This window comes from Bradyrhizobium centrolobii (assembly GCF_001641635.1).
Taxonomy (GTDB): domain Bacteria; phylum Pseudomonadota; class Alphaproteobacteria; order Rhizobiales; family Xanthobacteraceae; genus Bradyrhizobium; species Bradyrhizobium centrolobii.
On the sequence record NZ_LUUB01000026.1, the window covers coordinates 134,284 to 151,282 of the forward strand.

Consider the following 16,999-nt stretch of genomic DNA (forward strand, 5'->3'; position numbering starts at 1 on the left):
CATGAACAGTTTATCGCCGCATTCTCCCGCCGTGCGCACTACCTGTCCATATTGCGGCGTCGGCTGCGGCATCCTCGCTGCCGTGGACCGGCAAGGCGATGCGACTATTTCCGGTGATCCCGCGCATCCGGCCAATTTCGGGCGGCTGTGCTCGAAAGGCTCGGCGCTCGGCGAAACGCTTTCGCTCGACCAGCGCTTGCTCCACCCCATGTTTCGTCGGGCAGACGGTTCTCTTGCACGTACCGGTTGGGACACCGCACTGGCAAAGGTCGCAAACGGACTGCGCACGATCGTCGATCGCGACGGGCCGAACGCGATTGCGTTCTATCTTTCCGGCCAGTTGCTCACCGAGGATTACTATGTCGCCAACAAGCTGATCAAAGGCTTTCTCGGCTCGTCCAACGTCGACACCAATTCGCGGCTGTGCATGGCCTCTTCCGTTGCCGGCCATCGCCGCGCCTTCGGTGCCGACGTGGTGCCCGGCATTTACCGGGATCTCGACGAGGCCGATCTGATCGTGCTCGTCGGCTCCAATGCGGCGTGGTGCCATCCGGTGCTCTATCAGCGAATCATTGCCGCGAAAAAAGAGCGCGGCACCAGATTGGTCGTTATCGATCCGCGGCACACCGCGACGGCGGCCGCGGCGGATCTGTTCCTGCCGATCGCATCCGGAATGGATACCGCGCTGTTTTGCGGGCTGCTTGCCTACCTCGCCGATACGCGCGCGCTCAACGACAGCTATATCGCGGAATATACGAGCGGCTTTGCCGATGTGCTTGCGCGCGCCCGTGAGATCGCCGGCGACGCGGCAGCGGCTGCCAGTGCGGGCGGACTCGATCTCGGCGAGGTTGCCCGCTTCTTTGAGCTGTTCGCGCGAACCGAGCGGGTCGTCACCTGCTACTCGCAAGGGGTCAATCAGTCCGCGCAGGGAACTGACAAGGTGAATGCGATCATCAATGTTCACCTCGCCACCGGGCGCCTCGGCCGGCCGGGCATGGGACCGTTCTCGCTGACCGGCCAGCCCAACGCCATGGGCGGCCGCGAAGTCGGTGGGCTCGCCAATCAACTCGCCGCCCATATGGGCTTTTCGCCAAGTGAAACCGATCGCGTCCGCCGCTTCTGGAACGCGCCCCGGATGGCGGCGAGCGAAGGCCTCAAGGCCGTCGACATGTTCGAAGCGATCGAACGCGGAACAATCAAGGCGCTCTGGGTCATGGCGACAAATCCGGCCGTGTCGCTGCCGCGCGCGGGCGCCTTTCGAGCGGCGCTGAAAAAGCTCGAATTGTTCATCGTGTCCGAGACTACACTTCACAACGACACCGTCGACGCGGGCGCGCATGTGCTCTTGCCTGCGGCCGCCTGGGGCGAAAAAGACGGCACCGTTACCAATTCGGAGCGGCGTATTTCGCGCCAGCGTGCGTTCCTGCCGCGCCCCGGCGAGGCGCAGCCCGATTGGTGGATCGTCAGCGAAGTGGCTCAGCGCCTCGGCTTCGAGAGCGCGTTTGCCTACCGCAAACCGGCAGACGTTTTTCGCGAGCACGCGGCGCTGTCAGCGTTCGAGAATGATGGTCGGCGCGCCTTCGACTTGGGTGGTCTCGCGGCGCTCGCCGACGATGACTATGACCAGCTCGACGCGGTGATGTGGCCCGTGAAAGCCGGAGTCGAACCAGGCGAAGCACGCTTCTTCGGCGCCGGAGCTTTTTTCACGAGCGATCGGCGTGGCCGCTTCATTGCACCGGGACATCCGGGGGTGCGTGCGGCGACGAGCGACGCTTTTCCGCTCCGCCTCAACACCGGGCGCCTGCGCGATCAGTGGCACACGATGACGCGCAGCGGAAAGAGTCCGCGGCTGGGCGCGCATTCACCCGAACCGATGGTGGATGTTCACCCCGATGATGCGAGTAGGACGGGCATCAGCGATGGCGGTTTCGCCAAGGTCACGACGCCCCATGGCGGCGCCGTGTTTCGGGTTTGCGTTCGTTCGGGTCAGCAACGCGGATCGATTTTCGCACCAATTCACTGGAGCTATTCGACGGCGGCCGATGCGTGCGTCGGCGCGCTGGCGATGGCGGAAAACGATCCGCTTTCCGGCCAGCCCGAGCTCAAGGCCACGCCCGCGCGCGTCGAACCTCTCGAGTTCGCCTATCGCGGTTTTGCGCTCACGCGCGACTTGATCGCGCTCCCCGACGGAACGTGGTTCGCGCGCGTCGCCGTTGCCGGGGGTCACGGGCTTCTGTTCGCGACCAACGAATTGCCCGCCCGATGGCATGGTTTGGTCGAAAAGCTGATATGTGGCGACCGGGAGCGTGCGGAATATATCGATCTGCCGCGTGGCATCGTGCGCATCGCTGCGTTGTGCGCCGGCAAGATCGATGCCTGCATTTTCTCGGGGCCGTCACAAAATCCGCCGCGATGGGAGGTCGTGCGCGCGCTGTTCGATCTGGGAATCTTGGCCGAGCGCGACCGGCGTCTTCTTCTTTCCGGCCAAAGCACCGAGGGCGTTGCCGAAACCGGGCCGATCGTCTGCGCCTGTTACAGTGTCGGACTTGAAGCCATCCGCCGCGCCGTGGCTGAAGGGGGGGCCGCGAACGTCGGCGATATCGGGCGAGCGCTTCGCGCCGGCACCAATTGCGGTTCCTGCGTTCCGGAATTGCAGGGAATTATCGAGCGGACCGCGTCCGCGGTTGGCTCGCGAACCGCCAGCTAGGCTGATAGCGTCAAGCTTGCGGGCCTGGCGTCTGCCCGTGTTTGCATGGGAGGAGCGGTCGCCCGCTTTGCCATTCTTTTAACCGTCTATTCAACGGGCGAGGTGCTGGGCGCTTTAGGGCGTATCTCACGCCAACGGAGCGAAGACCTTTTGGACCTCGTTCGCGCGTCCGAACGCTTCAAGGGGAGTGCAGGCGTTCGCGTTCAGTTGCGGCAGAACCCTCGCGCGGCCACTGTCCGAGCGACAGCGCGACGTTCATTGCGGCTTCGCGTATTTCGTCGGCGAGCACGCGATCCTCGATCGAGCGCGCCAACACCATGCCGCCAACGCATAGCGTTGCAATCGCGCGAGCCCGGGATCGGGCCGCCTGTCCATTACGCTGCATTGCCTGCTCAAAAATATCGATCATGACCCTGAGCACAGTTTCAAATGCTTGCCGAACACGGTGCTCCTCGCGCAAAAAGTCGGTCGGAAAAGCGATCAGGGGGCAGGTTCCGTCGATATCGTCGAAATGCTCGCGCGAAAGATAGTCGCGAACGAACTGAGCCGCGCTGTCAAAAGCGCGCGAATCGATGCTGACTCCGTCGCCGCCTAAAAGCTGCTTTTCACTTAAAATTTGGGTGACCGTTTCGGCGTAAAGATCACCTTTGCTCTCAAAGTAACTATAGAAACTTCCCCGGGTGAGCCCGGCATCAGCCATAACGTCGTCGATTGACACGGTATCGAACCCACGGCGGTTGAAGAGTCGCCGTGCGCTCCGAACAATGTTCTGTTTGGTCAGGTGGCGGTGCTCGGCAGGATACGACATCGAACCTCTCTCTGGCGACAAGCTAGTGTTTCGATTCTCGAAGCCGCATCCAAGTAGGAGGATTGCTTCAGAGCGCCTTTATAAACTGCAGTACCGTCGCAACGGTTTCAAGCAGCTCAAATAACAAACAAGTTAGTTTTGGACTTACAAGTCAGTGCCGCAGATCGTCGGAAGAACGCCGCTGGAGAGCACGTCGTCTATCATATGCCGCATTCGCTCGGTCAGCATGTCATCCCGGCAATTGCTTTCGAGCAACAGCCCCGCAACACCGGTGGAGCCCATCACTCGATGCGGCGATCGTCGTGATCGCGCGCGCGATACCGCCGGCTAGTGGTGCGTGGGCGGATAGCCGCTGAGTTGGGTGCGTAGCGCCGGTAGCCGTAGCTGCACCCGTAGTCGTGGGCATAGAGCCTAGCTACGAAACGCCGTGCGCGGAATATGCGCGGGCGCTGGCTGAGCGGTAGACGAGCATCTATTTGCAGAATGAGCTGTTACGGAATTATCACTCTCAGCTTCGTGTGACTGCAGAACGGACGAGCGCGATGAGCTCGTCCGCCTCCTGTTCAGTGCTGTCAAAGCGGGCCACGAACCGGATCACGTCGTGGCCCCGCCGTGCGAAGTGCAGCCCGATCGCCGCGAGGCGGTTGATGGCTTGACCTGGCAGGTTGAGGAAGACCAGATTGGCTTCCACTGGCGCAACGAGCCGAACGTCGGGCAGCGCGGCGAGACCTGCGCCAAGGCGTGCGGCCACGGCATTGGCCTTCGCCGCGAGCCGCAAATAAAGGCGATCCTCTACGTAAGCGAGAAGCTGCGCAGATGCATAGCGCATCTTTGACGCGGTCTGGCCAGCGCGGCGGAGCCGATAGGAGAGGGATTCGACGAGGTCCTGGTCGAAAACCACGATCGCATCCGCCGACATCGCCCCATTCTTGGTCGCCCCGAAGGATAGGATGTCGACGCCGGCCCGCCAGGTCATGTCGGCTGGGCTGCAGCCGAGCCGCGCCAGCGCATTGGCGAATCGGGCGCCATCCATGTGTAGCGACAGATTCTTGTCATGGGCGATTGCTCCAATCTCGGCTATCTCGGCGAGAGGGTAGATGGTGCCATATTCGCTGGCCTGAGTGATCGATATCGCGTCGGGCTGGGCGCGATTGCGGACGCCCCAGCCCGCGCTGGCCAGCGCCTCGCGCAGGTTCGACGGCTCGATCCGAAAGTGCGGGCCGGGCATGGGGAGGAGCTTCGCGCCGCCCGTGAAGGCTTCGGTCGCGCCGCCTTCCGCCGTGTGGATATGTGCCTCTTCGTGGCAATAGACGGCGCCATAGGGCCGCGCGCAACTCGCGAGCGACAAAGCATTGGCCGCCGTGCCGGTCGAGACCGGGAATACCGTGACCTCGGTCTCGAACAGCGTCGAAAAGCGCCGATTCAGCAGCTTCGAATAATCGTCGTCGCCGTAAGCGGCAGCCGGGCCGCGATTGGCTTCTGCGATCGCCTGCAATATCTCAGGTCTGACCGGCGCGACATTGTCGCTACGGAAATTCGGGAGTGTCCGGGCTGCTTCGTTGATGCCGTCCTGTCCTGCCGTCATATCACTGTTGTTTCCTGCTTGCTGATGCGCCGGTTGACCAGAAGCAACGGGATTGCAGTGACGAGGATGAGTACCGCCGCCGCGGCGGCCGCGAGCCCCGCGCCCGTGCCCTCAATGGCATGATACATGACGACGGTCGTGGTGACCCAGCCGCTCGCATAAAGCACGATGGTCGCGCTCAACTCGGATGCCGCCGTGATCCAGACGAGCACCAGCCCGCCGACAAGGCCACTTGCCATCAAGGGCACCGTCAGGGTCGCGAAGGTTCTAATTGGCGAGACCCCGAGATTGATCGAGGCTTCCTCGAGCGAGGGATCGAGCTGATGCACGATTGCCGAGGATGACCGGATCGCGAACGGTAGCTTGCGGACGACATAGGCGATGACCAGGATCAGCCAACCGCCGGTCAGAATCAGAGGACCGCTGTTGAACGCGATGATGAGCCCGATCGCCAGGATCGTGCCCGAGACCGCAAACGGCACCATGCCGACGAAGTCGAGCAAGCCCGACAAGCGGGTGCGGTGCCGAGCTACGACATAGCCGATCGGAGCACCGATCAGCATGGTGGCGACGGCCGCGATGCTGGCGAGCGTCAGCGTGTTGAGCAGCGGCCGATAGGAGCCCGACAGCAGGGTGGCGTAATTGACCAATCCCAGCTCCCAGGTCAGGACGGGGCCGCGGAAGCGCAAGACGGAGACCATTAACACGGCCGTGAAAGGCAATAGCGAGACGATCACGATACCCCAACTCATGATCGCAGCGACCAGTCGTAGTCCTGGCGTGAGCGGCAATTTCGCGGGCGCGCTGCGGGCACTGGTCGAGAAACGGCGCTTGCCGAGATAGTGCCGTTGAACCAGAAGCGTGAGCGCCGTGCAGGCGATCAGGAGCACACTGAGCGCGCCCGCCGCGGCCGGGTTGGCGTCAGACTCACCGGCAAAGAGTTTGAAGATGTCGACGGCCAGGAATGGCCGGTCTTCGGCCAGCACCGCCGGCACGCCAAAATTCTCCAGCGCCTCGACGAAGACCAATAGTCCGCCGGCCAGGATCGCCGGCATCACGATCGGCAGGAGCACGGTGCGGATCACATAAGGCTGCGAACCGCCGAGATTGCGAGCTGCCTCTTCCATAGAGGCGTCGACTGCCTGGAAACCGGCGAGGACAGGCATGACAACGTACGGATAAAGCGTCAACGTGAACACGATGACGATGCCGGGAAGGCCGTAGATCGAACCGATAGGGATGCCGATCCCGCGTAAAGCTGTGGTGACGACGCCGGCATGGCCGAAAAACAGCACCAGCGCGTAGGCGCTGACGAACGAGGGAAGGACGAGCGGCAGAGTCGCAAGCGTAAGGAGGAGCGCGCGGCCCGGCACGTCGATTCGGGCGAGACAGAAGGCGAGAGGGATGCTGATGGCGCATGCGAGGGCCGTCGCGAGCGCGGCGGCGAGCAGGCTGTTGCCGATGCTACCGAGATAGTAGCGGCTCTTCACAATCGTCGCATAGTTCGCAAATGTCAGGCCACCCGTGCCGTCGATCCGTATGCTCGCGTCCAGAACGAGTGCCAGCGGGTAGAGCAGAAAAACCGCGAGCAGCACCAGGGCCGCCAGCGTCACGATGGTGGCGAAGCGTTTCATGACGCCGGAAATGCCGTGATCTGCGCAGGGTCGTACGAAAGGGCGAGCGGCGCGCCCGGCGACCCGTCGAACACCTGCCCGCCGAGCGCCGAGATGCGAATCTGGGTGCCGTCCGGCAGGGTTGCGTGGAGACGTTGCATCGGGCCAAGAAATTCACGCAGCGCCAGGCGGGCTTGGACGAGAGCGCCGCCGGAACCGTCGCCCAGTCGCAACGCCTCTGGTCTGACCGACAGCAGGACCGAAGCGCCCGGCCGGGCGATCTCGCCCCTGACCGTGAACTCCGTTCCGGCTGCTGCGACATGAGTATCACGGCCGTCGAAAGCTCTCGCGATGCCCGGCACCATATTGGTCGAGCCGAGGAACTCGGCCACGAAGGCGGTTTGGGGCATCCGATAGATGCGTTCGGGTGTGTCCACTTGCTCGATCTTGCCGTGACGCAAGACGGCGATGCGATCGGAGATAGCGAGCGCCTCCTCCTGATCATGCGTTACATAGATCGCGGTCAGGCCGAGCGCCTGCTGGAGCTGCCGGACCTCGATCCGCATTTCGGTGCGCAGTTGCGCGTCGAGGTTGGACAGGGGCTCGTCGAACAGGAGCACGGCGGGTTCGATCACCAGCGCGCGAGCGATTGCCACGCGCTGCAGCTGACCGCCCGAGAGCTGGTGTGGTGAACGTGGCCCGTAGCCCTCCAGGCGCACCCGCTCGAGTGCCTTATCGACACGCGACTGGATCTCGGCAAGCGGGACCTTCCTGGCCTTCAGCCCGTAGGCGACGTTTTCGGCTACCGTATGGTTCGGGAAGATCGCGTAGTTCTGAAACACCATGCCGGTGTCGCGACGATGCGCGGGCAGACGATCGATGCGCTGGTCGTTGAAGGAAATCGAGCCGGATTCGACATCGACGAAGCCGGCGATCATGCGCAGCAGCGTCGTCTTCCCGCAGCCCGAAGGCCCAAGCAGCGTGAACAGCTCGCCATGCTCGATGACGAGCGAGATGTCGTCCACGGCCCGCACCGCGCCGAAGGTGCGGGTCAGGTTTTCAATCCGGATACTGGTCATGGAATCAGCGTGTGTTCTGGATCGTGGTCTTCAGCCGCGCGAGTGTCTCGCGCCGGGTCGATTCCCATTTCGCGTCGTCATAGGGCAGCACCTTGATGGCCGAGAAGGGCATCATGCCGGACGCGAATGCCTCGAGCTCGATATCCTGACGGGCAGGGCGTCGGAAGGTCGCCTTCAGCAACATCTCCTGGACCTCCTTGCTGGCCAGATAGTCGATGAGCTGTTTGGCCGGCTCAGGGTTCGGTCCGCCTTTCAGGATCGCTGCGCCCTCGACGACCGCATGTGTGCCCTCAGCCGGATAGACGACGTCCACCGGCGCACCATTATGGGCCCACAGGAAGCCTGCATATTCGAGGGTGATGCCGAGCGGATACTCGCCGCTGCCGATCCCGTCGAAGACCTGGGTCGAGCGGTTGAGGACCTTCGCATTCGCAAGCAGCTCGCCCATCTTTGTCCAGGCGGCGTCTCCCTCGCCCCACAGCGAGAGAAGCACGTTGGCGGCCGCGTATGAGAATCCGGAATTGGCGGGATCGGTAAAGGCCAGCCTGCCTTTCCACTTTGGGTCGAGCAGGTCGGTCCAGGATTTGGGCCCACTGGCCTTGTCGATCGACTTCGTATTCTGGCCGATCACAACAACCTGGATGTTCGTGCCGAGCCAGAGATCATTTGGATCCCGAAATTGGGCCGGCACGGCTTCGCGGCCCTTGGCCGGGTAGGCCTGAAGGTTTGGGCTGGCCAGCCGCAAGAGCGTTGTACTGACACCCCAGATCACGTCGCCCTGCGGATTGGCGGCCTCGGAGGCGATGCGGCGCACGAGGACACCTGATCCTGTCGAGACGACGTCGACCTTGATTCCGGTCGCCTTGGCGAAGCCTTCGGCAACAAGCTTGTTCACGGTGTCGTCGTTGGCCGAATAGAGCACGACGTGCTGCTCGGCCCAGGCTGACCCGGCTGCGAATAGCGATGCCGCGAGCGTCACGACTCGGGCGAGGACGGAGGCAGGACATGTCATCGTGGTTCGCCCTTGTGGTTTCAGCTGTTGCTCATTTTTTTGCGGCGAGGTGCTCGGCGGCCGCCTTGGGCCCGGAACCGGGTTCGATCGGCAAGCCAAAGTTCGTTAGCGTGTCTTCGAGATGCAAGAGATCGGTCAGAATGGTCCCAGCGCTCAAAACACCCATCGTGCCAAACCGGATAACGCGGCCGGAGAGACGGTTGCGGGCGCCTGCGATCACCGTGCGGTGATGTTGGTAGAGGTGGCGCACGATGGCTCCGCCTTCGAGCACGTCGGGGACCTTGAAGACGACGACCGTGCTCGAGCGCGGTCCATCGTTGCAAAAATCTGCAAGCCCGAGCGCTGTGCCTCCGGCGCGCAGCGCGCCGGAGAGCTGCTTGTGGCGTGCGAGCACATTGGAGAAGCCTTCCTCGTGCATCATCGTCAGGGACTGACGCAGGCCATAGATAAGGCTCACCGGCGCCGTGAACGCGGTCTCGTTCTGCTCCACGGATTTCAACGCTCGGCGGAAATCCCAATAGAAGACCGATCGTCCCTCGTCCTGCTCGATCACGCGCCACGCCTTGGCGCTTACGCTGGCGAGTGCGAGGCCGGGCGGGCACATCAGGGCCTTCTGCGAGGCCGAGACCACGATGTCGACGCCCCATTCGTCCTGTCGCATCTCGATGCCGCCGAGACCGCTCACCGAATCCGCGATGAGCAGCGTTGGCCGGTCGCGCACAAGTGCGCCAAGGGCTGCGAGATCGGCCACGATCCCGGTCGAGCTCTCATTGTGCACCACGACGACGGCTCGATAGGAGTGCTCGCGCAGCCGAGCCTCCACCGCAGCGACATCGATCGCCTGGCCCCACGCGGTTGCGACCGTGTCGACTGTGATGTTCATGGCCTTGGCGATCGCGGTGAAACGCTCACCGAACTGACCATGCTCGATCACGAGGATCCGGCTGCCGGGTCCGACCGTGTTGACGAGCGCGGCCTCCATGACGCCGGTTCCGGAGCTGGCAAAGAACAGGATGTGGTTCGTCGTGCCCAAAATCGGGCGGATCATCTCCTCGGTCTCGCCGATTGCGGTCCGGCACTCGGGACCGCGATGGTTGACCATCACCTGGGCCATCGCCTGCCGCACCCGCTCGGGCACTTCCGTGGGGCCGGGAAGCCGTAGACGGTATCCTGTTGCGGCGATGGCGGATGGAATGTCTGTGGCCGTCATAGTTTGAAGTCACCGTTCTGACGCATGTAGGGAACAAGGCCGCCCGCACCGAGGATCGCTCTCATGATCGGCGGCAGAGGCTCCGGCCGCAGCGTTTCGCCGGTGAATTCGTTGCGGATCGCGCCGATGTCGTCGGAGATCAGAATGTCGCCGTCCCGAATGCCGCCCGTATCGCAGACCAGAGGCAGCAGGCCGTTGTTGATCGCATTGCGGTAGTAGGTGCGCGAGAAGCTTCGGGCGATCACCGCCGGAATGCCGGCCCCGAGCACCGTCGTGACGGCGACCTCCATGGCCGACCCGCAACCGAAATTCCTGCCCGCCACCAGGATGTCCCCGGGCTGCACCGAGGCTGCGAAAGCCGGGTCGACATGCTCGAACAGGAATTGCCGGAGAACGGCGGGGTCGAGGCTCTCGCGCTTGCGGGCCGAGCTGATGATCGAGTCGGTGTTGACGTCGTCGCCGACGAGCCGTGCGCGTCCTCGCAGAGCTGTCATCGCGACACCTTGCGAGGATCGGTTACGGCACCGCGGGTCGCCGCGGCGGCGCAAGCGGCGGGCGAAGCAAGGTAGATCGATGCCTTGGCGTTGCCCATGCGGCCCTTGAAGTTGCGGTTGGCGGTCGAGATCACCGAAACTCCGTCTCCGGGGATCACCCCGCAGGTTCCACAGCAGGAGCCGCAGCCGGGTTCGACCACAGTCGCGCCGAAGCCTATGAGGGCGTCGAGCGTGCCATCGGCGCTCATAGCGTCGCGGATCTCGCGGGATGCCGGCGTGACCACGAGCTGCACGCCGGGCGCTACGCCTCCACCCGCCTCCAGCACCGCGCGGGCCTGATGGAAATCGCGTAACCTCCCGCCCGTGCAGGTGCCGAGATACACCATCTGCACCGGCGTACCGGCGGCATCCTCAAGCGCCACGACCTGATCCACCAGATGCGGCAGCGCGACCTGCGGCGTGAGTGCGTCGAGCGCGATCTCCACAGTTTGGCTGTAGCGGGCATCAGGATCCGGCGCGACCGGTTCGAAGGTTTGGCCGGTGCGGCCCTCCAGATACGCGACGGTTTCCCCGTCGGCCGGGAAGATGCCGGTCTTCGCCCCCATCTCGACCGCAAGATTGCTCAGGACGAGGCGGTCCTCCAGTGCGAGCGTAGCGACACCCGGCCCTGCGAATTCGAGTGCCTGATAGGCGGCACCGTCCGCACCGAGCCGGCCCGCGAGCGCCAGTGCGACATCCTTCGGATAGACGCCGCTCGGCAGTTGTCCAGTCAGAACCACGCGGATCGAATGCGGCACGCGCAGCCACGTCCGGCCGCACAGCATGATGGCGGCGAGATCGGACGAGCCGATGCCGGTCGCAAAGCAATTCAGCGCCCCGTATGTCACTGCATGGCTGTCGGCTCCGACGACCAAGCCGCCCGGCAGAGCGCGCCCCGTCTCGACGATGAGCTGGTGGCCGATTCCTTCGCCGGCATCATGTAGTGTGATGCCGAACCGCTTGGCGAAGTCTCGCATGACGCGATGCAGTTCGATCGTCTGCGGGCTCGTCGGCGGCACGTAATGGTCGAGTGCAAAGACCAATCGGGCAGGGTCGCGGACGCTCTCACCGCCCATCGCCTTGAAATAATCGAGCGCCATCGGGACCGAACCGTCGGTGCCGAGTGCGCAATCGACCTTGCAGACCACGAGGTTCCCTGCGCGCGCATCCAGCCCGGATTTCCGAGCGAGGATCTTCTCGGAGATCGTGCGCCCGGCCATCGCTAGACCTCTGGCATCTCGCAGCCGAGACGGCGGAGCGAGGCGTCGACCCAGCTACGGTCGAGCGTACCGGCTTCGATCGCCGCCATTTGCTTGGCCTCGGCGGCCTGTTTGGCTTCAGCGCCCTCGATCACCGTTCGGCAATCGTCGATTGCGACGGCGAGGACGCCGTCGTCGTCGCCTAGCACGAGGTCGCCGGACTGGATGGCCATGCCGCCAATGGCGATCGGCCCGTTGATCTCGCCCGGACCGTCCTTATAGGGGCCGCGATGGGTGACACCCGCCGCGAAGACAGGAAGGGGGTTCGCCCGGATGGCGGCGGCATCACGGATCGCGCCGTGGATCACGATGCCGGCGACGCCGCGCCTGGCGGCTTGCGCGAGCATCATCTCGCCGAAGATAGCGTTGGTGAGGTCGCCACCGGCATCGACCACGATGACGTCGCCGGCGACGGCCATGTCGAGCGCCTTGTGGACCATCAGGTTGTCGCCGGGGCGGGTCTTCACGGTCAGGGCGGGACCAGCCATGCCACCCGCCGCATGCATGGGCCGGAGCGTGGCGCCGCCCGAGGCAATGCGTGACATCACATCACTGATATTGGCGACCGGAAGGGCGCGGGCCCGTTCGATCCATTCGCCTGCGACAACCCGCTTGCGCGAAAGGATCCTGAACCCTACGGCCATATCCAACCCCATTGAAAATGGAATGCCGTTACGCATAGTGTAATGGTGACGCGCCGAGGTCAACCGAAAATCGGCAGGACAGGGACTTCGATGCCCAAGACGCAAGGGGTCGCCGCCGTGCAACGCGCGCTGGCGATCCTGGATACCTTCGCTGGAGCCGGGTCGCGCAGCCTAGCCGACATCGCCAAGATCACGGGTTTGGCGAAGCCAACCGTGATGCGCTCGCTGGTGTCGCTGGATGAAGCCGGCTACGTCGTCCGCCTCACTGACGGCCGCTACGCACTCGGCGCAAAGACATTCCAGCTCGGCACCACCTATCGGGCCAATTTCAATCTCGAGCAGCATGTGCTGCCGCTGCTTCAGCGGCTAAGCCAGGAGACGTTGGAAAGCAGCGCGTTCCACGTGCGCGAACGCGATAGCCGGCTCTGCCTGTTTCGGGTGGATTCGCCCCAACTCGTACGCGACGTCGCGCGGCCGACAAATCTCGCGCCGCTCGATTTGACCTCGACGGGACAAGTGCTGCGGACGGCTCGTTGGACGGACCGAGTGGATGACGGCGTGCACATCTTCGTCAGTTCCGGAATCTACGACGCCCTGACGGCCTCCCTCTCCACCGCCGTCTTCGGCCACGACGGAGCGCTGGTGGGTGCCATGACAGTGAGCGGCCCCATCGAACGCATCCGTCGGGCCGACCTCCGGGCGCTGGCGTCGCGGCTCGCTGACGCCTCGCATCAGTTGTCGCTTGTGCTCGGGGCGCAACTGCCCCGGGAGGTCGGCGCGCCGCGGATCATCAGCCTACCATCGGCTGAATCAGGCTCTCCCTGATGCGGCTCGGTCGGGGGTTCGGCGGACCGACGTCTTCGCCGTCAGAGCGACGCGCCTGTTGGTCTTTGCGATTCTGCCGTTGTCCCGACGTCGGAAAGATTCTCGATGGGCTTGCCAGGTAGATCGCCGATGTTCAGCAGCAACACAAGATACTGGTGTCCAATCCGGCTCAGTTTTACGGGATCCCAGCGCGTAGTTTATGCGAGCAAGACGCACAAGCCGCCTTCAACTTGGCTTCCGGCTTGCGGATATGTCCGTCGGGCGGTTGGTCTTGCATCCGGTTGTCGGCTTATGGTCGGTCATGCGCCACACGAGCAGCGCGATCAGGACGACGATGGTGACTAGTGAGCTTGGCCATTAGGAGGCGTTTGCTCGCGTGTGCTACCATCAGTGGCGCTCCGCCATTGTTGCCGGATCACGTTCGACCTTGGTTGCGGAAGCTAGCTTAAACTTGCCCATGAAGCGGGACAGGGCGGCTTCGGGTCGGGCGACGTTCACAAGAACTCGCGAGGGCAGGGTAACACGCGAGCAGAGACGAGCATCCTCAGTTGCCGCGGGACGAATGCATCATCCCCTTCACGACGGATCGCGGAGCTCCGCTCGTCAAATTCGAGAACAAAGAACCGCTGGATCGGGGGCTGGTAGCGCCCCCCGCTGCCAATCCTACGATTTTTTCCGCCGAACTACGATTTTCCACGATTTCGTACGCCAGACGGTAGCGGTTGGACTCCGCCGGCGCGAGTTGCGTTGGCTGCGAAAAAATCAGTGAAGGTCCGGTTTGCCTTTGAGAGGTGATTTCACGTGCCGAGGAGCCGCTTTGAACTTGGCGGGCACGCCCCTCATAGTGGAAAGTGAAGCCGACAGCTAGGCTCAGTCTCCGGATGAACCCAGCTTGATCTCGCCGGCGACCATGCTCCTCAAGGCTCCCCGCAGGGCGGCGACGTTTTTCGCGCCGTTCAATTGCTCGAATTGTCGTTGGGCTTCATGCCAAAGAGGGGCCGCTTTGTCGTGAAGTCGGCGACCCGCATCAGTGAGTTCGATAAGGCGGCTTCGGCCATCGGTGGGAGAGGGGCGGATCCTGGCCAAGCCGTCACGCTCCAGAAGACCGACCATTTTGCCCATCGCCGTCCGTTCAATGTCGAGCCGTTCGGCGAGGGCATTAACCGCCGCGCTCCCGACCTCGTTCAGGGCGGCCAAGGTGAGAAATTGCGTAATGCGCAGGCCTACCGGCTCAAGGTGGGCATCGTAGAAGCGAGAGATCTGCCGGTTTGCCTTCCTCATGGCGAAGCAGTTGCATAGATCGATTCCAAGTGGCTTGTTGACCGACAGCATCTCCTTGTCCTTTCGATTCCCACTGATGGCCCCTGCGCGAGCATAGGCTTGGTGCGGGCGCCCTGGCATTTTCCGAAGACAGCCGGCGCCGGAAGCGCGATCCGGCTCCGGAAACCGACTGTCTTCATCCGCCGCGTTTAAAGCCCTGGCGGTGGAGTGATGTAGCCGGGCACCTCGGCAGCAAGCGTGCTCTTTAGCATCGTTGTTCCCTTGTCGGCCATAACCTCGCTTTTGCCGGCGGCGAGAGCATCGTAGGTGTGGCGCACCACGTCGTCGGGATTCGCCTTTGGCACGTCAATGCCTTTGGTGAGGTCAGTATCGACGAACCCGACATGCAGGCCGAGAACCTGGACGCCGCGCTCGCGCAGATGATAGCGAAGCTGGTTGGTGTAGCTCCAGGCTGCCGTCTTTGACGCGGCATAGGGCGTCAGATAGGGCCGCGGAAGCCACACGATATCCGAAAGCACGTTGATGATGGCCGCGTGCGGCTTAGCCAGCAATATTTGCTCGAACGCCTGTGTGACGCGAATGACGCCATAGTAGTTGGTCTCGAACAAGCGGGCCGATTGTGCTTCGACGTCGGCCGCCAGCGGACCATCGATCAGAGCGGCGATGCCAGCGTTGTTGATGAGCACGGTCGTGTCCGCCGCCAGTTCGGCCGCCGCGGCGATCGATGTTCGATCCGTGACATCGATCCTCACGGGGACAACGCCCGGCTCTTTGAACCCGCTTGTGTTGCGCATGCCCGCGTAGACCTTTACTGCCCCACGGCGATGCGCCTCGCGCGCAAAGGCCAGGCCTAGGCCGCGATTGGCACCAGTGATGAAGACAGTTGCGTTTTTGACGTCCATGGCAAGCTACCTTTCCAGAGCCCGCATGCCAGCCGAGCCAATTCCCGCTGCTGGCTTGAGCGTGTTCAGTTCAGAGAAACAAGTTTTCCGGCAACTGCTTCGAAAGCGCCGTTCGCAGATGCGTGGCGAGAGACAGCACAGCGCCAAGCGGGCTCATCCGCACGCTGACGCGCGGCACCAATCCGTCGGGGTTGTGGTCGACCAAGACCGCTGCGCTCAGGCTCTCGCCGCTGGTCAGAACGGCCTCGTATTCGAGAAGAAGCCGCGAGCCAACAGTCTGAATAAACGTGGGTGCCTGTGACGCGTAAAAAGTTCCGACGGCGTTGACGACCAGCCCGATTTCGTCGCGTCCGGTGACAGGACCGCGTAACACCGAGCTGATCAGCACGGCGTCAGCGGTCAGATCGTCCAGAAACGGGTGACGCTCGTCTTGAGTGTGCGGCATTTTCCAACCCCGATTTGTCTTTGGCCGTGCTCAGCCGAATACGGTTCGATTCCGAGCGATGAACTGCTGCACCGAGAGTGGTGGCGTTCCGGTGATCTTCTCGACCGCATTGTTTGTGCCGGAGAAGATGCCGTCGCGATAGTTCTGGGCGACTTCGACCAGGTGTTGCACCAGGAACGGAGGAAACTTGTAGAGATTTTCCATCTTGTCCTTGAACGCTTCGATCGACGTTGGGGCGTATTCGATACTAGGGTCCGGACTCAATTAATCCACCAGGTGAGTGCGGCTGCCAAGTGGATGGCGGATAGGAAGTTGTCGGCTCGCTTGTCATAGCGGGTCGCGATGCGTCTGAAATCCTTGAGGCGGCAGAACATGCGCTCGATAAGGTTACGGCTCTTATAGGCTTTGGCGTCATATCGGTGAGGATGTTTGCGGGTTGGGTTAGGCGGGATCACCGCTTTTGTTCCGCGATCCGCCAACCAAACACGCAGGCTGTTGGCATCGTAGGCTCTGTCGGCCAGTAAGCGTCGGGCTGGAGGCACGGCTGGTAACAGATCGCGCGCGGCCACGAGATCGTGGCAATTGCCAGGGGTAAGCAAGAAGGCGATCGGACGTCCGTGATCCTCGGTTAGCGCGTGGATTTTGGTGGTGCGCCCGCCGCGCGAGCGGCCGACCGCCTGCTGGAAGTCCCCCCTTTTGCGCCCGCCGCCGAGCGGTGGGCTTTAATGTGGGTCGCGTCGATGGACATTGTCCCGACCCGGCCAGTTGAGCCGGTCAACGCGTAGAAAATATTGCTCCACACGCCTTGCCGGCTCCAGCGGTTGAAGCGGTTGTAAATCGTCGTGTACGGCCCGTAGTCTGGCGGACAGTCCCGCCAGCGTGCGCCCGATCGCAGCATGTGCATGATCCCGCTGATTACGCGCCGATCATCCACGCGGTGCGCCCCGCGTCGCCCACGTGGCAACAGCGGTTCGATCCGCTTCCACTCCGACTCGCTCAGCCAGTACAGTTGCTTCCCCATCAAGCCCCCTTCGCTTGGGAAGCTTGAATCACAACTCAGCCCAGACGGGAATCCTTATTGAGTACAGACCCTAGT

General features: G+C 63.1%; 16 protein-coding genes. 2 read left to right on the top strand and 14 right to left on the bottom strand.

Annotated features, from left to right (window positions below; all coding sequences use genetic code 11):
* Position 1: 1 nt before the first annotated feature.
* The gene (locus AYJ54_RS04855) at positions 2 to 2,707 is read left to right on the top strand and encodes a nitrate reductase (RefSeq protein WP_063696942.1); all 2,706 of its coding nucleotides are present in this window, start codon (positions 2 to 4) and stop codon (positions 2,705 to 2,707) included.
* Positions 2,708 to 2,885: 178 nt separating this feature from the next.
* Here AYJ54_RS04855 and AYJ54_RS04860 read toward each other — a convergent pair whose 3' ends face one another.
* From AYJ54_RS04860 to AYJ54_RS04900, 9 genes are all read right to left on the bottom strand, one after another.
* A complete protein-coding gene (locus tag AYJ54_RS04860; protein ID WP_063696944.1) occupies positions 2,886 to 3,515 on the bottom strand; it encodes a TetR/AcrR family transcriptional regulator in 630 nt (209 codons plus the stop codon).
* Between the two features lie 508 nt (positions 3,516 to 4,023).
* Positions 4,024 to 5,100 (bottom strand): threonine aldolase family protein, encoded by a 1,077-nt coding sequence (locus AYJ54_RS04865; RefSeq protein WP_063696946.1) that lies wholly within the window; start codon positions 5,098 to 5,100, stop codon positions 4,024 to 4,026.
* On the bottom strand, positions 5,097 to 6,734 hold the full coding sequence (locus tag AYJ54_RS04870) for an ABC transporter permease (protein ID WP_063696947.1): 1,638 nt from the start codon (positions 6,732 to 6,734) through the stop codon (positions 5,097 to 5,099). The genes AYJ54_RS04865 and AYJ54_RS04870 overlap by 4 nt, the downstream gene beginning before the upstream one ends.
* A complete protein-coding gene (locus tag AYJ54_RS04875; RefSeq protein WP_245328892.1) occupies positions 6,731 to 7,738 on the bottom strand; it encodes an ABC transporter ATP-binding protein in 1,008 nt (335 codons plus the stop codon). Before AYJ54_RS04875 ends, AYJ54_RS04870 begins: the two co-directional genes overlap by 4 nt.
* 58 nt (positions 7,739 to 7,796) lie before the next feature.
* Positions 7,797 to 8,804 carry an extracellular solute-binding protein gene (locus AYJ54_RS04880; RefSeq protein WP_082905482.1) on the bottom strand — a complete coding sequence of 336 codons (1,008 nt, stop codon included), beginning with the start codon at positions 8,802 to 8,804 and terminating at the stop codon, positions 7,797 to 7,799.
* A 31-nt stretch (positions 8,805 to 8,835) separates the two neighbouring features.
* Complete coding sequence (locus AYJ54_RS04885) at positions 8,836 to 10,014, bottom strand: pyridoxal-phosphate-dependent aminotransferase family protein (protein WP_063696953.1); 1,179 nt, start codon at positions 10,012 to 10,014, stop codon at positions 8,836 to 8,838.
* On the bottom strand, positions 10,011 to 10,508 hold the full coding sequence (locus AYJ54_RS04890) for a LeuD/DmdB family oxidoreductase small subunit (protein WP_063696955.1): 498 nt from the start codon (positions 10,506 to 10,508) through the stop codon (positions 10,011 to 10,013). The genes AYJ54_RS04885 and AYJ54_RS04890 overlap by 4 nt, the downstream gene beginning before the upstream one ends.
* Positions 10,505 to 11,767, bottom strand: a complete 1,263-nt coding sequence (locus AYJ54_RS04895) for a 3-isopropylmalate dehydratase large subunit (RefSeq protein WP_063696957.1) — start codon at positions 11,765 to 11,767, stop codon at positions 10,505 to 10,507. Before AYJ54_RS04895 ends, AYJ54_RS04890 begins: the two co-directional genes overlap by 4 nt.
* 2 nt (positions 11,768 to 11,769) lie before the next feature.
* Entirely contained in the window at positions 11,770 to 12,450 is a 681-nt protein-coding gene (locus AYJ54_RS04900) for an RraA family protein (RefSeq protein WP_063696959.1), read from the bottom strand.
* A 90-nt stretch (positions 12,451 to 12,540) separates the two neighbouring features.
* On the opposite strand from AYJ54_RS04900, the gene AYJ54_RS04905 reads away from it, so the two are divergent.
* Positions 12,541 to 13,275, top strand: a complete 735-nt coding sequence (locus tag AYJ54_RS04905) for an IclR family transcriptional regulator (protein ID WP_063696961.1) — start codon at positions 12,541 to 12,543, stop codon at positions 13,273 to 13,275.
* 870 nt (positions 13,276 to 14,145) lie between these two features.
* Here the strand turns inward: AYJ54_RS04905 and AYJ54_RS04910 are convergent.
* The 5 genes from AYJ54_RS04910 to AYJ54_RS46695 all read right to left on the bottom strand — a co-directional run bounded on the left by AYJ54_RS04910 (position 14,146) and on the right by AYJ54_RS46695 (position 16,924).
* Positions 14,146 to 14,607: a MarR family winged helix-turn-helix transcriptional regulator gene (locus tag AYJ54_RS04910; protein WP_063696995.1), complete on the bottom strand. Its 462-nt coding sequence runs from the start codon at positions 14,605 to 14,607 to the stop codon at positions 14,146 to 14,148.
* A 137-nt stretch (positions 14,608 to 14,744) separates the two neighbouring features.
* Entirely contained in the window at positions 14,745 to 15,458 is a 714-nt protein-coding gene (locus AYJ54_RS04915; protein ID WP_063696963.1) for an SDR family oxidoreductase, read from the bottom strand.
* Positions 15,459 to 15,528: 70 nt separating this feature from the next.
* Positions 15,529 to 15,903, bottom strand: coding sequence for a hypothetical protein (locus AYJ54_RS04920; RefSeq protein WP_063696965.1), 375 nt, complete (start codon positions 15,901 to 15,903; stop codon positions 15,529 to 15,531).
* Between the two features lie 30 nt (positions 15,904 to 15,933).
* The gene (locus AYJ54_RS46690) at positions 15,934 to 16,167 is read right to left on the bottom strand and encodes a hypothetical protein (protein ID WP_245328893.1); all 234 of its coding nucleotides are present in this window, start codon (positions 16,165 to 16,167) and stop codon (positions 15,934 to 15,936) included.
* Positions 16,164 to 16,924 (bottom strand): IS5 family transposase gene (locus AYJ54_RS46695; RefSeq protein WP_430641395.1). Its coding sequence is split into 2 segments (ribosomal slippage): positions 16,164 to 16,591 and positions 16,591 to 16,924, totalling 762 coding nucleotides; the frame shifts between segments, so codons are not numbered across the junction. The genes AYJ54_RS46690 and AYJ54_RS46695 overlap by 4 nt, the downstream gene beginning before the upstream one ends.
* Positions 16,925 to 16,999 lie beyond the last annotated feature (75 nt).